This window comes from Rhodococcus gordoniae (assembly GCF_001646655.1).
GTDB lineage: Bacteria > Actinomycetota > Actinomycetes > Mycobacteriales > Mycobacteriaceae > Rhodococcus > Rhodococcus gordoniae.
Genome location: NZ_LPZN01000017.1, coordinates 162,545 through 178,469, shown reverse-complemented (window position 1 = coordinate 178,469; position 15,925 = coordinate 162,545). Strand labels below are relative to the sequence as shown.

The window sequence follows — 15,925 nt, the reverse complement described above, 5'->3', positions numbered from 1 at the left end:
CGATGCGCCCCGTGCACCCTTCTTCGGGAGCCAGTCGATCTTCTCGACATCGTGCGTGCTGTGCGTGCAATGCGTGCACGCACAGCACGCAGGGGGATGACTCGGTTCAACATCCCGGAATCCGAACGATTTCTGCAGGTCACCCTGCTCCGTCCGCCACAGTTCGACACCCGGGAATACCTCGTCCTTGGGTCGTGTTTCGCTGAGCGGATCGGGTGTCTTCGTGTCCCCCGGGCTCAACCCAGTTGCCGTCACGGATTTCCGCTCGGCTGGAACCGTGCTGCGCCTTTCGCCGAGAGGCGACCGAACGTACCCGATCCTTCTTCGTTTCCACCCCGCCTCGACAACGCCCCTGCGGCGGTACAAACCGCGGGCTTGTCACCCGACTGATGCGGCCGCACGGCAGCGACGAGTGCGCACCTCGCTCCCTCACCCGGGTGCCCCGGTGCCGGCGGGCCGATAGGCGCTCTTATGTTCACTAGTAACTTGACTGCCTCGTGGCTGTAAATGACGGGCCCCAGCGACCTGTCCCGATCGCGCGGCCCGTCGACGCGCACCACAGTCCCGCGGCCACCGGATCCATGCGTCCCGGGCGGACGTTGATTACTCCATAGCCTGGCGGGCGTACACCTCCGGCAGGCGGCCGATGATCGCGGCGGCCCCGGGGCCATCCCGGGTGGCAGCATGCCTACCGAGGGCGCGCCAGCCGCCCCAGCACTCGTCGCAGCTACATCTGAAATGACTCCCTGGCCGTGGGCAACCTTCCCTGACTGATATTGATGGATAATCCTGGTTATCCATGCGATATGAGGACGCGTTCACTCACCGACCTCGGACCAGAGCACCAAACCGCGACATCACGAGCTCTACCCTCAGCATCGGCAGAATATGCATGCGTGACTCGCGATGCGTGCACGCATCGCACGCACTGCACGCATCCGCGCCGACACGGATTCACGAAGTCCTGGATCCCGCCGCTGGCGCAGCTCACGCGGTTAGGCCCCGACAATTCCGGCGGGAATAGCTTGAGGCACGGTCATGTTGCACTAGCCGGATCGGGTGCGTTTTCGTGTCCCCCGGGCTCAACCCTTTGCCTTCACGGAGTTCCGTTCGGCTGGAGCCGTGCTGCGCCTTTCGCCGAGAGGCGACCGAATGCACCCGATCCTTCTTTTCCACTCCGTGCCGGCACGCTGCGGTGGCGTGGCCCCGTGCCCGCCTGCCTCGCGCAGCGTCCGGCCGGCACCCAAGCTGTTACAACGCCTTGTCGCTGCGGCCGTGGATCCGTTCCGCGGTCTCGGCCCAAGTTGAGTCCCGGTTCGGATCGTCAGGTACGTCCTGCACTCCAGGGGCGGAGACCTTCGGGCCGGCGCGGAGGCGTCGAGTCGCCTGTTTTTCAGCATGGACGAGATCGAGGACGGAGCGACGTTCTATCTGCACGAGTTCCCGCCCGGCCCCGACACCTCGGGTGCGGGTGACGGCGTGGGGACACCATGAGTCGGTCGACGCCGAACACTGGGCCACAGCATCCGAGCTCCCCCTCCCACACATCCGGGAACGAACACGCCCACAACCCCGCAGGCGGCCGCTGTCCTGCTGCTTCCGCGACACCGGAAAGAAATGTTCCGAGCAGCCATCCGTAGCCCAGCCCTCCGATCGTCCGGTCGGCGCGCAGTCGGCCCGCCCGGCTGCGATGATCACGCGATGCGCTGCTTCCGGTTGCCGCCCGTGCTCATCACCGCTGCCCTCGTGACGGTCGGATGTGCGGACGAGCCATCATCCGAACCGTCACCGGTGAAAGTGGCCTTCGACGACGGATGGGGACAGGTTTTCCTCGCCGACGCCGACGGCAGCGCTCTGCAGCAGATCACCCCCACCACAACCGTCGACAACACCGATGACCGGTACAGCACCTATCCCGCCCTCTCCCCCGGCGGCACACAGTTGGCCTACACCCGCGCCGGCCGGTTCATCGACATCGTCGATCTCGACTCCGGTCAATCACGCACTCTGTACGAGGGTGGCTATCAACCGGTCTTCTCCCCGGACGGCACCTCGATCGCATTCAGCAGCAGCGACGGAATCAGCATCATGAACGCCGACGGCTCCGACGTGCGCGTCATCGTCGAACAGGACTCCGCTTTCGGTGCGGCGTTCTCCCCGGACGGCTCCCGCGTGGTCTTCGCTACCGACGGCCACCTCGTCGAGGTGCCGGTCACCGGGGGTGACCCGACAGTGCTTCTGCGCGATCAGTTCTGGAACCAGGACCCTGTCTACTCCCCCGACGGTTCCACCTTGGTGTTCGTGAGCAACCGCGGTGGCAACAACGGCTCGGAGATCTATGCGATGCCTGCCGGCGGCGGGCCCATCACCCCGTTGACCGCCACCTACGCGGTGCACCCGCAGTTCACCCCCGACGGCTCGCGCATTCTCTACACCCGCGCCACCAGCCCCGACGGCACACCGGTCACCGATATCGCGACCTCGACCCGTCCAGAACTGGCCTCGATGAACCCCGACGGCACCGACCAGCGGCACCTCACGCCACGATCGATCACAGCCCAGAACCCCAGCACCGGAGGCGGACAGTGACAGCACCGTTCCCCGGTGGCCGACGGGTGCGCGTCGTTGTCGCAAACGCTGCTGGCGGGTGTCGATTGCGGTGCCGAGCAGAACTTTAGGGGGCTACGGTTCCTCGCCTCGCCGTTGCCATCGCTGGGACCGGAGGTTTCCGGTCGTGATGGCACACTGCCGCATGCCGACCTCGCAGCCACCGGTTCGACCACACCGGAGACTGTCGGTGCTGGTGACCGACCTGGCCATCGGCGACGGTGAGGTCGCACCACCGCAGGTCGGCGACACCGGCCGCTACGCCCTGCTGTTCACCGAGACCCCACCGGACGAGACCGACCCGAGCATCGTCACCGTCACCGTCGACGTCGAACCCCTCGACGACGGTGTCCCGTTGTTCCAGCCCGCAGCCACTACAGGTTTTCGGGACGAGGAACGCTGGTGGGAATGGCGACTGTTCCTGCGCGGCGACGGGTGGACGGCCACCTGGTACAGCCGACGCCCCCTCCTCGGCCGGCAACGACTCACCGGCCGGATCATCGGAGACCTCGGCTACGCCACCACCGGCTCGGTCACCGGCCGGATCCTGCGCGCCCGGATCGTTTCCGACACCTACCGACTCGCCGAGCAATCCTCGTCGGAACCTGCCCGTCCGCCACGCTGGGTTCCGGTCCCCGGCACCCGCCGATTCCAGGACCTGGCGGCGGCGACCGGAGTCTTCCGCGACGACACCCGCCCATCCGACTCGTGGCGTAGACCGGATCAGCGAAAGCGGGGGGCTGGACGATCGCGACCTCGACGACGTACCACCACCGCCATTACGCCGACGCTCGTCCCGGCCGCGGTGTCGCCGCGCTGCCGATGCCGACAGCTGCGGCGTCGGCGTAGCGTTGCTGCAACTCGTTCGACACCGCGCCCAGGCAGGAATCGTCACGGTGGTGAGGCTGTCCACTGTGGTGACCGTGAGTTCGGAGCACTCGGCGGTGGCAGTCGAGGACGACCGTGCCGCTTTCGCCGGATCGAGGAAGAACGAGTGCTTGCCACCCGCCACTTTCACCGCCGCCGCCAACGGGCTCGGTTCAAGGGCTTCCGGATTGGCAGCGTGGGACATACAGTGACCTAGACAGCAGCGCTTCGTAGCGCGGCCGACGGTAACGTCCACCCACTTCTTTCCGCGCCGTGCAGGGTTTTTGCGACGATCCGCACGGATTGCCTTCCGCCAGCCCAGCCTGTCCCCGGCATCGTGCCTTCGCTTCTTCCTGCCGACTGCCGCCACATCTGCGCCACCCAGCACCACAACACGCACCGCAGACGAACCTGCCCAACAGACATGGAGTGCACTGCATGAGCAACTTCGGGATCACCACCGGCGCCGAGCGCGCAGTCATCAACGACATGCTCGACCGCAACCGCGCGGCACTGACCGACACTGCACGCGGCCTGTCCGAGGACGACGCCCGCCGTCGCCTCGTCGCGTCGCTGACCACACCGATCTCCCTGATCAAGCACGCCGCCGCGGCAGAACGCATCTGGTTCCAACGGTTCTGGGCGGGTCTCGACGAGTCCGAGTGCGATGGATATTCACGCCGCGACGAGGGCACCTTCGCCGTTGGCGACGACGAGTCGCTCGAAGACGTCATTGCCGAGTTCGAGCGGGCGAGCCAACGATCACGGGACATTGCTGCGCGATTCGACCTCGACGACACCAAATGCCGTCCACGCGAGGGAACCGTCAGCATGCGGTGGACACTTCTCCTGCTCATCCAAGAGTTCGCCAGACACGCAGGCCACGGCGACATCATCCGCGAACAGATCGACTTCCCCACGCCGAACAGGTCGTACTGAAGTGAGGCAGCGATTCGCATAGTTCGGCAGGTGACGCTCACGTCCTGGCCGCACGCCCGCAGGACCTTGCCGTTACGGCGGTTCGCTGAGCTGGAGGGGGCGACCCAGGCGCCGTCGACCGGTCTGGGAACCCGGAGAGATTCACCCGGGAACGCTCGACGACGACGCCCTGACATCGCTGCAACACCAACTCCATCCTCACGAGCCGGTCGTCGGTACACCCCACCTCGTGTTCGGCGGTTCGGACGGCCCGTGAAAACACATCTGAGTTAGGACATGGACCGTCGGTCTCGAGTCCATCGAGCGCATCACTCAACTCGAACGGCCCTCGGTCAAGTCCCGTGAGGTGGTGTGCGACGTCGTCGCGTGATTCCTCGTTGTCGGGTTATGCGGTCAAAGCCGGTACCACCTCCTCGTCAGACTCAGTGACGTTCTGAGCGGTCCTATCGCTACGAGAGCGAGCGAGGACGTCGAGTCCGAGATAGCGTCGCCCTTCGATCCACTCGTCGTGCTGCTCGGCGAGCACGGCACCGACCAGCCGGATCAGCGCAGTCCGATCCGGGAAGATCCCGACGACGTCGGTTCTGCGGCGGATCTCCTTGTTCAGCCGCTCCTGCGGATTGTTGGACCAGATCTGCCGCCAGATCTGCTTCGGGAACGCAGTGAATGCCAGCAGATCCGCTCGCGCCCCGTCGAGATGCTCGGCCACCTTCGGCAGCTTCTCCTCCAAGGCGTCGATCACCCGGTTGTACTGCGCGTGAACCGAATCCGCATCCGGTTGGTCGTGAACGGAATGCAACAGCGTCTTCACCCACGGCCACGACGCTTTCGGTGTCACCGCCATCAGGTTGGTCGAATAGTGCGTCCGGCATCGCTGCCACGATGCGCCGGGCAGGGTCGCGCCGACCGCTCCCACAAGGCCGGCATGTGCATCGGAGGTCACGAGCTGCACTCCGGACAGGCCTCGGGCGACGAGCCCGCGGAAGAAGGTCAACCAGCCGGCGCCGTCTTCGGCAGAAGTGACATCGACACCGAGAATCTCGCGGTAGCCGTCGGCGTTGACCCCGACCGCCACCAGCGTGTGGACATTGACGACACGGCCGTTTTCGCGGACTTTGAGCACGAGAGCGTCGGCGGCGACGAATGCATATGGCCCGGCATCGAGTGGCCGGTTTCGGAAGGCTTCGACCTGTTCGTCGAGTTCTTTCGCCATGACGCTGACCTGCGATTTCGACAACGACGTGATGCCGAGGGTGTCGACGAGCTTCTCCATTCGTCGGGTCGAGACCCCGAGTAGGTAGCACGTCGCGACCACGGTGGTCAGGGCCCTCTCGGCCCGCTTCCGGCGTTGCAGCAGCCAATCAGGGAAGTAGGAGCCTTGCCGCAGTTTGGGGATGGCGACGTCGAGAGTGCCGACACGGGTGTCGAAGTCGCGGTGCCGGTACCCGTTGCGGGTATTGCTCCGTTCGTCGGAGCGTTGGCCGTAGCTGGCGCCGCACAGTGCGTCGGCTTTCGGCGCTCATCAGGGCGTCGAGGAACATCGCCAGCAGTTCGCGCAGCAGGTCAGGGCTGGCACCGGTGAGTCGGTCGTCGACAAGCTTGCGCAGGTCGATATCGTGGGCAGTGGTCATCGTGTGGTCCTGTCTCGAGTGACTTTGGTCGGTCTCTCTGAGGATCACGCGGTGACCGTCTTTCGTTCGGTTACGACACGCCAGCAAGCTCATTCAGCTGTGGCTCGTACACCACTCTGATGGACGCAACCCGGCCCTCGGATCGAAATCCGTAGGCACATTCTCCCTGCTGCGCCGTCGCAAGCAGCGTCGTCACCTGTTGCTTCACGCGGCGTCTGTCAAAGTAACCGCATGAACCCCACCCACCAGCAACGCCCCTATTCCGTCCGGTTCGAGTGGGGACTCACCGGTGCGTCGGCCATCGCCCTCGACGCCGATGTGTCGGTCGTCGTCGACGTGCTGTCCTTCACCACCACATTGTCTGTTGCCGTGGAGCAGGGGATCGAGGTGTTTCCCTACCGTTGGAAAGACAACAGGGCACAGCAGTACGCCGCCGATCATCATGCCGTCCTCGCGGTCGGTCGAAGCGACATGCGCGGGGCAGCCGTGAGCCTGTCACCTGCCAGCGTCCGATCCGCTTCGGGACTCGAGCGGTTGGTGCTGCCGTCACCGAATGGCTCCTCGATCGCACACGCGTTGGCCGCGCCTCATCGGGTGTGTGCCTCGGAGCCTCGTTGCGTAACGCACCTGCGGTCGCCGAGTGGATACACACCAACTACCGCGAGGGAGCCGTCGCGTCGGTGATCGCAGCGGGTGAGCGCTGGCCTGATGGATCCTTGCGGCCCTCGGTCGAGGATCTGTGGGGCGCCGGTGCCGTCCTTGCGGAGTTACTCGAGCGCAGGCCTTATCCGGCAGTGTCTCCCGAAGCCGAAGTGGCGGCGGCGTCCTGGTATTCGATACGCGACCGGGTCGGCGGCGCCCTGGAACATTGCGCATCCGGACAGGAACTCATCGCTGCTGGCTATCCCACCGATGTGGGCATCGCCGCCGAGGTCGACACGAGCCGGTCGGTACCGGTCCTGGAGAACGATCGGTTCGTGAATCGAGAGCCTGTGCTCTGAACGGGCAGTTCAGAACCCCACGCAGTACATAGAAGACAGCTGACCAGCGAGCAGAGCGTCGGGTACGAATTTGTCGTGTGCAACCATCGGAGTCGGAAGGTCCGCTACCGACCACCATTGCAGCGCCGCGGCCTGTTCCGGCTCCATCAGCCGCGGCTCGGATGACCACCTGCGGCACTCGACGAAGAAGTCCACTCGGTGATCCTTGTAGGACAGGCCGGGCAGCTGCTGACGATGCAAACGTCGTCAACGCCCCGAAATCCTCGGGATTGACCGCGATTCCGAGTCCTCGGCGCACTCCCGCACCGCCGCGTCGAAGACCGACTCGCCCCGCTCGACATGTCCGGCCGCAGCATGGGCCAATGCCCATCCAGATAGCCGGTTCCCTCCCGCAGCTGGAGCAGGACCTGCTCACGTCCACCACGTGTGCGACGCAGCAGCACATAGATAGCCGGCACCAACCGAAAGCGATCGGTCACTCGCCCACGGTAGCGGGCGATCACGACACACAACGCCCCGCCCCGAAGCGCCGCATCCGAAGCACCACGACAGGTCAGCGCCATGGTCGACCATCACCTTCAATGCGGTCCCGCCCTGATACGTTCACCCGAGTGGACGACGACCAGAAGCGGGCCGACCTTTTCCCTCGACTCAGTCTCGACCAAAACGCCCAGCTGCTGCGCTGGCTCCCCGATGCCCGACTCCGAGCCGAGCTGAGTTGGAACCTCACCGACACCGTCGTACTCGACGTCACCAGTATCCTCGGCCGTTTCATTGTCAAAGCCGCAGGCCCGGCCAACACCCACATCGGCCGTGAGATCACCGCTCACCAGGGCGCCACCGCGTGCCTGATCGACAGCGGCCGCGCCGCCCGCATGATCCAGCACGATCGCGCCGCGAACATCCTCGTCACCGACTACCTCGAGGGCACTCTGGTCATGGGCAGCGGCTCAGAGTTTGACGCCGACATCCATCACCAGGCCGGCGCCCTTCTCCGCACCTTCCACGACCAAGCAGAACGTTGCGACGACGACGCGGAAGCCCGCGCTACGACGAAGGCCCTTGCCTGGCTCGATCAATCACATCGAATCGATCCGTCCACCGTCGCCGCCGTGCGCCGGATACTGACGACCTACCGTCCTCGACCCGTGACGGTCGTGCCCACCCATGGTGACTGGTCCCCGCGGAACTGGCTCGTCGACCACAGGATTGTCAAGATCATCGACTTCGGGCGCTTCGATTTCCGTCCGGCACTCAGCGACTTCTGCCGGCTTGCAGCACGACACTGGCGCACGCACCCGGACCTGGAGCACGCCTTCCTCGACGGCTACGGCACCGACCCCCGAGATCCGGAACTGTGGGCGATCTTCACCCTCCGAGAGGCGATCGGCACCGCGGTCTGGGCCTATCAGGTCGGCGACGAACCCTTCGAAAACGAAGGCCACCGCATGCTCACCGACGCCGTGACCCTGTTCTGAGCACCGACGCACTCACTCCGGTCACAGATCCGTTCCCGCAGCGGAGAGTCCGGCGGCCGAAGGCATGGCGATGTATCGACCCAGGGCAGTCCTGCGAATACTCCGCGCCTGTGCGACAACCGAACATCACCGCTGCGACACACTGTTCGTACAGTGGCAGGATGCCGCGCGAAGTCCACAAGGCCGTGTGTTACGTCCTGCACGACGGTCACCTGCTGGTGTTTCACCCGCCGTGACCAGCCGATGACGGTCACCGGCGTACAGGTGCCCGCCGGCACCATCAAATCCGGCGAGTCCCCCGACCAGGCCGCTGTACGCGAACTGTTCGAAGAGACCGGCAGACACGGGCACGTGGTGCGGCGCGTAGGGGTACAGAGATACGACGTGCGTCCCATGAGAGACGAAGTCGCCGTGCGGCACTACTACCGGATGAACATGCCCGGTGCCGATGTCACCGAACGCTGGCCGGCAGAAGAATCCGACCCTGCCGTCGGAGGACCGACCGTGACGTGGGACTGCTGGTGGCTCCCAATAACACAGGCCCACGTACTGGCAGCAGGATTCGGGGCACTGATCGGCGCGATGCTCGATCACGCCGCACTCGATGAGCACTCACCAATCTCAAGGTGACGCCCCCGGGCCGGCGTTCGCCGTTCGGCGGTGACACCGGCCGGGAAGAAAGGGCGGTTCGTCTCGTCGATCGAGACCCCATCGAATCGGGCTGCCTTCGTCGAGCACCCGCAACCGCGCATCAAAGGGATCGCATCGATCTCGGCCGATTCCACCGCGAAAACATGGGCGATCTCGTGCCCCCGATTGGCTTCGTACTCGAAGATGTTCTCGACCACGCCGAGTAGTTCGACAGCTCCGAGCGTGACACCCAACTCCTCGGTGAACTCCCGCCGCAACGCCGCCTCGGCCATCTCACCGAACTCGATGCCGCCACCGATCGCACGGAAAAACGCTTCGCCTGCCAACCCGGTCCACACCCTCGAGCACGAGAACGTGCCCCGATCTGATGGGCAGCCCTCCCGAGATGGGGCCTTGACCCCAGTCCGTGGACACAGGTGGTGGATTACGCGGCGGACGCCAGCGTAACGGCGTGCGAGCTCTCGTAGGTGTCCGGGGACCGGTGTCCGCACCAGGAGTGCCTTCTTCTGGTGTTGTAGCGGGTGACCCAGCGGAACACTTGACGCCGGCATGTCGCCTCGTCGGGCCAAGCGTTCGCGTCCTGAAGAACTTCTCGTTTGAGCGCGGCGTTGAAAGATTCGGCGAGGCTGTTGTCGGCACTCGTGCCGACCTTGCCCATCGACTGGATGACGCCGAAGCGGGCGCAGAGGGCAGCGAATTCCTTTGACGTGTATTGACTTCCGTGGTCGCTGTGAAAGACTGCCCCGGCCAGCCCGTTACGAGCCTGGGCGGCGGCATGAAGGGCGTCGGCGACGAGCTCGGTGCGCATTGATCAGCGATCGCCCAGCCGACGAGTTTGCGGGAGTAGCAATCGATCACCGTCGCCAGATACAGGTTGGCTCCGCCTCCGATCGGCAAGTACGTAATGTCACCGACGTAAATGCGGTTCGGTGCGTCGGCGGTGAAGTCCCGTTCGAGCAGGTCGGGCACCTTCTGGTCCGCGGGTTCGGGAATCGTGGTCGTGATCCGTCGTCGACGGCGGTAGCCGACAATGTTGTTCTCGCGCATCACCCGGGCCACCCGCTTGTGGTTGACCTTGCCGCCTGCGGAGGCTCCATCGTTGAGCTCGGCGGTGATCCTCGGAGCGCCGTAGGTGTTGTCCTCGGCGTGGATCGCCCGGATCCGTTCGGCCAGCTGCACCTCGGCCTCGACGCGCGCTGCTCGTGCTGGCTCGGCGGACTTCCAGGCGTAGTAGGACGAACGCTCGAGCTCGACGAGCTCGCACAACCGCTTCACCTGATAGGTGTCGGAGTGGTCGGCAACGAACTGGAAGCGGGTCACCAGCTCGTCTCCCCGGCGAAATACTCGGCCGCCTTACGAAGGATCTCGCGTTCGGTGGTGAGCTTCGTGGTCTCTGCTCGCAGGGCAGCGTTCTCGGCTTCGAGGCGGGCGAGCTTCTGCTCGACGGTCTCCGGCATGTCGGGCGAAGCGGACTGTTGACGGTGGGGTCGTGACGGGGTGTTCATCCGGGTGCCGTCGACGTGGGTTTTGGTTCCGGTCCCGTAGTGCTCGATCCAGTCTGTCAGGGTGCCGCGCACGACCCCGAGATCAGCGGCGATACCTCGGATCGTCGCTCCGGGTGTGGACTCGTACAACTCGACGGCCTGGCGCCGGAACTCCTCCGAGTAGTTCTTTCGTGACATGACTGAAGATCATCTCGCTTCCCCAGCAGGTGCTGGATTCAGCGTGTCCAAGAACCAGGGTCAAGGCCCGACGGGACCATGCGGGGCCGGGTCCCGCGGCACACGTGCGTCTCGAACGGTTCGGCGGTGCGCAGCAGTCGGATGACGGCGGGCCGGCCGCCGGCGTCGAAGGCGGCGACGACCTGCGCCCACCGCATCCACGCACACGGCGGACAACTCGCATGACTGTGAGTGAACGGCAGCGCCCGGACACTCCCCCGCCCTTCCTGATCCGTCTTCGATTTGCGGAGGCGGATGTGCAACCCGTCGAGCCGGTGCAGTGAGACGTCATTACAGGTGAGAGCGACGAGTTCGCTGCGGCGGAACGCCCCGGCGAAGCCGAGCAGCAGGATCGCACTGTCACGGCGTTCGAGGACCTCCGCGGCCCAACTGCCGCTGTCGGCCCGCATCTTCTCGACGATGGTGACGACGTCGGCGGTGAGCAACGGCGCCCGGGGACTCCGGGGCCGCTCCCCCGCCGCGGCGTAGTCCCGGCGGATCCCGGACAGGGTCGCGGTGACCAGCTCGTCGGCTCCGGGGGCCGGATGGCCGGCGCGGCGGTGGTGGTAGCCGATGCCGGCGACCCACCGTGCCAACGTTGAGGGTGAGTAGGCCCGCTCCCCTGTCTCCGTGACGGTGGCGGCCGCGTCGTGGAGGTAGGCGGCGACGGTGAGCGGATGCGCCGGCAACACGGCATGCCCTTCGCGCTGGCACCAGGCGGTGAACCGGGCCCAGTCGGCGGCATAGTTGCGGCGCGTCAACTCGGAGCGCGACCGCGCCGCCGTCCCGGCTACCCGAGCAATGGTCTCGGCCGGCAACGCCGGCACGGACGGCGCGGCGGAGTCCGACGAGGCCGGCGCAGGGGCGTCGGAGGGATCCGGATGGCGCATCAGCAGGTCGTCGGGCACGGAACGAGAGCCTACCGGTCCGCACCGATGCTTCCGGTAGGAAAACGCGCTCAGCTGGGGTTTCGACGTTGATGGTGCGCTAATGGCAATTAGCAGCACCGACTCCGCACAAACCGTGAGTGACAAGGGATCGGGTCGCCTTATCGTGCGGTTTCGCTCAGCTGTAGGTTCTCGGATTCGGTGTCAGTTTCTCAATTTCATGTCAGTCGCCTGTCAGCGGCGTGTCGGTTTCTCAAATTCGTGTCAGTAGCGGGACCCTGAAAAAGTGCCCCGGACCAGCGAGGTTGAGGTCAGGTACGTGCAGGAATCAGGTGATCCTGTCGCGACGACCCTCGCTGCGGCAGATCCCTATCGGATGATCCTGGGCCTGCCGGTACGGAAAGTCCGCAGTCACCCCCATCAGCGCCACTATTCCGGGATGTTCTGGTCGGCCACCAACCGTGGCCACGTCCTCTACGAGAGCCGACTCGAACTGGACCGGTTGTGGCTGGCGGACTACGCACCGGAAGTGGTGCGGATCGCCGCACAGCCGATGTGGCTGTGCGGCCCGGACGGGAAGACCATGCGTCGGCATGCGCCCGATCTGCTGCTCCAACGCACAGACGGCGGATTCACGGTCGTCGACGTCAAACCCGCCGAGTTCGCCCGTCGCGACGCAGTTGCGCAGGTGTTCGCCTGGACCGAACGACTGTGTTCGAGTCGGGGCTGGTCGTATGAAGTGTGGACCGGTGCAAACCCAGTAGTGCTGGCGAACCTCCGAATCCTCGGGGGCGCTCGTCGTAGCGAGTGGATCGACCCCGCGGTGATGAGGGCACTCGACAGCGTCGCAGTGCCCGGGATGACCCTCGACGACCTCGCCGCATCGGTGAACAGGCCCGGCTCGCGAATCGCGGTGCTGGCGAAGCTGTGGTCCGGTCTGTGGTCGGTGGACCTGACGGTGCCGCTGTCCGGACAGTCGCAGGTGTCCGGTGTAAGGAGCACGCCGTGACCAACATCGTCGAACTACGTGCAGGAATCAAGGTCTGGCTCGACGGCTGCTCATGGGAAGTCGTGGCGCTGCAGGGACACGATGTCACCCTCCGGTCCGGAGAGCGGATGCAGCGTGTCGCGGTCACCGAGATCGCGGCACGGGGAACAGCGATCTCACCGCCGGACGACACCGCCTCCGCTGACCCTGCTGCCGTAGTGCTCTCCTCGCTGACCGCAACCCAGATTCAGGAACTGGAAACACGAGCCGAACACGTCCGCGGCATCCTGACCGAGGTTGCGACCTCCGGCGCCGAACTCGAATCGGTGTTGGCCACCAGAGCGGCGGAACTTCACGTCTCTGTGCGCACCCTGTACCGCTGGATCGCCGGATACCGCGCGGCAGGAGTTGCCGGACTCACGGACAGTCGGATCCGTAGCCGCTACGCCACCAGTGTCGATCACCGGTGGGACGCAGCATGTGTGCGGGTGCTCGATAGGTACGTCACCGTCTCGACCCCGACGATCGGCGCGGTCATCGATGCCGTTGCCAAGGACCTGGAAGCAGAATTCGGGCCGGGCATGGTGCCGTTGCCCTCCCTGAGCACGGCATACCGGCGGGTGAAGACATTGTCGAAGGGGCGGCACGCGTTCGGTAGCGCGAAAGGCCGGCGGTCGGTGGCGGACCGGCCCCGCGGTGTCCTCGGCCGACTGCGCGCGACCCGTCCGGGGGAGTACGTGGTGCTCGATACCACCGCGCTGGATGTGTTCGCGATGGAACCGGTCACCATGCGCTGGGTTGGGGTGGAGTTGACCGTGGCGATGGACCTGTTCACCCGCTGCATCCTCGGACTGCGCCTGACACCGCTATCGACGCGGTCCCAGGACGTGGCGAATGTGCTGTACCAGTGCATCACTCCCGCCCGCGACACCGACCCGACTGCGGATCAACTCTGGCCGTATCACGGGGTGCCGCGAAACCTGCTCGTCGGCACCGAGTCCCCGGACGGGATCTCCCAGCGACGCGTCGGGGATCTACCGGCATGTCTGCCCGAGGCGATCGTCGTCGATCACGGCAAGCAGTACCTGTCCTCTCATGTGATCGGAGTCTGCGCCCGACTGGGTATCACCGTTCAGCCGGCGATCCCGCACAAGCCCACCGACAAACCCACCGTCGAACGCTTCTTCCGCACCCTGCGCGAATCACTGCTACAGCACCTGCCCGCCTACAAGGGCCCGGACGTGTACTCACGGGGCAAAGACGTCGAAGACGCCGCGTTCTACTACGCCAGCGAACTCGAGCAGATCATCCGGGAATGGGTGGGCCGGGTCTATCACCACACCCGACATGACGGGCTGTGCGTGCCGGAACTGCCGCGGGTGGGGTTTTCGCCGAGCGAGATGTTCGAGATCGGGGTCGCCAAATCGGGTGGTCTGCTGTTGCCGGCGAATCCGGATCTGGCGTATGAGTTCCTCGATGTGCGTTGGCGTACGATCCAGCACTACGGCGTCGAGGTCGACGGACTGCGTTACGACGGATCCGGGCTCACCTTGTATCGCACCACCCGTTCGCCGTATGGCGGTGTGCACGCCGGCAAGTGGCCGATCTTCGTCGACAATCACGACATCCGGCACGCCTGGTTCCAGGACCCGGACAGCCACCGTTGGCATCAGTTGGTGTGGGAGCACGGCGCTTGCCTGAACCAGCCGTTCAGCAGGGACGCCGCCGACTACGCCAAACGCATCGCCGTGCGCGAGCATCGCCACTTCGATCCCGCCGCCGCGGTACGGGATCTGCTGCTCGCGTGGAGCCGAGACGACGTCGCGACACGCCGCGACCGCGCCCTGGCCCGCCGACTCAGTGCCCACCGCCCGCATCCGGAAACCGAAGGACAGCAGTCCGGTATCGACGACGAACGCGACACTGCGTCCGTGCCGGGCGTCGCCGAGCTGCTCGACGAACTCGCCACCAGTCGAACTCAACGGTTGGAGGTGGTCGACGACGTCGACGTATTCGACCGGTACTACGCGGAGCATCCCGACGAAGACGTGTTCGAGGTGTTCGACGAATGAACCCCTGGGCCACCTGGCTGGCAACGTATGGCACTGTCCGCTACCAGCTCTCCCGCAAACAGGGCTGGCACGCCTTCGTCACCGCCCCACCGCGTGAACCGTTCGAGGTCCTCTCCCGCACCGCGATGTCCCGACTGTCGCAGGAGGAGCTCGAGGACTACAACGAAGCCCGGATGGTGTGGAACGCGAACCTGCCGACGATCAAGACCAGCCAACTCGCCGCCGCCTACGGGATCTGCGATCAGGTGATGGCCTCGGCGTATCGGGACGGCGACAAGCTGCGCGGCTCGGTGGTCATCGACGCCGAACCCGGCCTCGGCAAGACCACCATCGCCACCCGCTATGCCCGCGACGTCCACCGGCGAGTTCTGCGCCGCGACGGACCCCTCACCGTGGAGGGGCATCAACGGTGGCCGGTGGCGTTCATCCCGCTCAGCGCCGGGGTCACCCTCAAAGGCCTCAATCAGCAGATCCTGCGGTTCTACGGCCATCCGGCCGTGGACCGTGCCTCCACCTCGAAACTCGGGGCCTTGGCGGTGGACTGTGTCACCTCCTGCGGTACCCGGTTGATCGTGCTCGACGATCTGCACTTCGTCGACTTCCGGCACCGCAACGGCCTGGAGGTATCGAACCATCTCAAGGGTTTGGCCAACGACATGGCCGCTACCTTCATTTACGTCGGGGTGAATCTGACCGCCAAACGCTTCTTCGACGAAGGCCTGCTCGGCGAGCACACCGTCTACGCCCAGACCAGCCGCCGCGCCACCCGCTGCCCGGTTGCCCCGTTCAGCATCGACACCGACACCGGGATGCGCGGCTGGCTCGCGCTGCTGCGCACCGCCGAAGAACACCTCACCCTCGCCGGCAGCCATGACGGGATGCTGTGCGAGCATGCTCGGCTGCTGCACCGCCGCACCCAGGGGCGGATCGCGTCGTTGACGAATCTGCTCGACCGGATCTCGTATCTCGCGATCGTCACCGGCGTCGAAGCCGTCACTGCTGAGTTGATTACGACCGCGACCGTCGACAATGCCAGCGAATCCGCCGCCCGCACCGGCTGATACCGGCTGGTCCCGCCCTGGC

The 15,925-nt window shown here is 65.6% G+C and carries 10 protein-coding genes and 3 pseudogenes; 9 read left to right on the top strand and 4 right to left on the bottom strand.

Annotated features, from left to right (window positions below):
• The first annotated feature begins 1,725 nt into the window (after positions 1 to 1,725).
• The 3 genes from A8G18_RS10075 (at position 1,726) to A8G18_RS10065 (ending at position 4,413) form a co-directional block, all read left to right on the top strand.
• The gene (locus tag A8G18_RS10075; RefSeq protein WP_245207830.1) at positions 1,726 to 2,589 is read left to right on the top strand and encodes a TolB family protein; all 864 of its coding nucleotides are present in this window, start codon (positions 1,726 to 1,728) and stop codon (positions 2,587 to 2,589) included.
• Positions 2,590 to 2,803: 214 nt separating this feature from the next.
• Entirely contained in the window at positions 2,804 to 3,691 is an 888-nt protein-coding gene (locus A8G18_RS10070; RefSeq protein ID WP_245207829.1) for a hypothetical protein, read from the top strand.
• Between the two features lie 221 nt (positions 3,692 to 3,912).
• Positions 3,913 to 4,413: a DinB family protein gene (locus tag A8G18_RS10065; RefSeq protein WP_064063751.1), complete on the top strand. Its 501-nt coding sequence runs from the start codon at positions 3,913 to 3,915 to the stop codon at positions 4,411 to 4,413.
• Between the two features lie 385 nt (positions 4,414 to 4,798).
• Here A8G18_RS10065 and A8G18_RS10060 read toward each other — a convergent pair.
• Positions 4,799 to 6,044 (bottom strand): annotated as a pseudogene (locus A8G18_RS10060) (IS256 family transposase).
• A gap of 614 nt (positions 6,045 to 6,658) precedes the next feature.
• On the opposite strand from A8G18_RS10060, the gene A8G18_RS23630 reads away from it, so the two are divergent.
• The 3 genes from A8G18_RS23630 (at position 6,659) to A8G18_RS22395 (ending at position 9,153) form a co-directional block, all read left to right on the top strand.
• Positions 6,659 to 7,045 carry a 2-phosphosulfolactate phosphatase gene (locus A8G18_RS23630; protein WP_342435197.1) on the top strand — a complete coding sequence of 129 codons (387 nt, stop codon included), beginning with the start codon at positions 6,659 to 6,661 and terminating at the stop codon, positions 7,043 to 7,045.
• A 611-nt stretch (positions 7,046 to 7,656) separates the two neighbouring features.
• Positions 7,657 to 8,523, top strand: a complete 867-nt coding sequence (locus A8G18_RS10045) for a phosphotransferase family protein (RefSeq protein ID WP_064063750.1) — start codon at positions 7,657 to 7,659, stop codon at positions 8,521 to 8,523.
• Positions 8,524 to 8,766: 243 nt separating this feature from the next.
• Positions 8,767 to 9,153, top strand: coding sequence for an NUDIX domain-containing protein (locus A8G18_RS22395; RefSeq protein WP_245207827.1), 387 nt, complete (start codon positions 8,767 to 8,769; stop codon positions 9,151 to 9,153).
• On the opposite strand, the gene A8G18_RS10040 is transcribed toward A8G18_RS22395, so the two are convergent.
• The 3 genes and pseudogenes from A8G18_RS10040 to A8G18_RS10025 form a co-directional block, all read right to left on the bottom strand.
• Positions 9,114 to 9,500, bottom strand: a complete 387-nt coding sequence (locus A8G18_RS10040) for an NUDIX domain-containing protein (RefSeq protein ID WP_209447014.1) — start codon at positions 9,498 to 9,500, stop codon at positions 9,114 to 9,116. The two genes, A8G18_RS22395 and A8G18_RS10040, sit on opposite strands and share 40 nt — an antisense overlap.
• Positions 9,501 to 9,598: 98 nt before the next feature.
• Positions 9,599 to 10,856: pseudogene (locus tag A8G18_RS10035) on the bottom strand (IS3 family transposase).
• A 71-nt stretch (positions 10,857 to 10,927) separates the two neighbouring features.
• A pseudogene (locus tag A8G18_RS10025) lies at positions 10,928 to 11,785 on the bottom strand (integrase); the annotation flags it as partial.
• A gap of 316 nt (positions 11,786 to 12,101) precedes the next feature.
• On the opposite strand from A8G18_RS10025, the gene A8G18_RS10020 reads away from it, so the two are divergent.
• The 3 genes from A8G18_RS10020 to A8G18_RS10010 are packed head-to-tail and all read left to right on the top strand — an operon-like array spanning position 12,102 to position 15,903.
• Positions 12,102 to 12,791, top strand: coding sequence for a TnsA-like heteromeric transposase endonuclease subunit (locus tag A8G18_RS10020; protein WP_226435562.1), 690 nt, complete (start codon positions 12,102 to 12,104; stop codon positions 12,789 to 12,791).
• On the top strand, positions 12,788 to 14,842 hold the full coding sequence (locus A8G18_RS10015) for a helix-turn-helix domain-containing protein (protein WP_172506154.1): 2,055 nt from the start codon (positions 12,788 to 12,790) through the stop codon (positions 14,840 to 14,842). The genes A8G18_RS10020 and A8G18_RS10015 overlap by 4 nt, the downstream gene beginning before the upstream one ends.
• Entirely contained in the window at positions 14,839 to 15,903 is a 1,065-nt protein-coding gene (locus A8G18_RS10010) for an ATP-binding protein (protein ID WP_059384188.1), read from the top strand. The genes A8G18_RS10015 and A8G18_RS10010 overlap by 4 nt, the downstream gene beginning before the upstream one ends.
• Positions 15,904 to 15,925 lie beyond the last annotated feature (22 nt).

What these genes read in the sequence shown, in the direction of transcription:
- A8G18_RS22395 (WP_245207827.1), top strand. Translation starts at nt 8,767, where the DNA reads ATGACGGTCACCGGCGTACAGGTGCCCGCCGGCACCATCAAATCCGGC.
- A8G18_RS10010 (WP_059384188.1), top strand. Translation starts at nt 14,839, where the DNA reads ATGAACCCCTGGGCCACCTGGCTGGCAACGTATGGCACTGTCCGCTAC.
- A8G18_RS10065 (WP_064063751.1), top strand. Translation starts at nt 3,913, where the DNA reads ATGAGCAACTTCGGGATCACCACCGGCGCCGAGCGCGCAGTCATCAAC.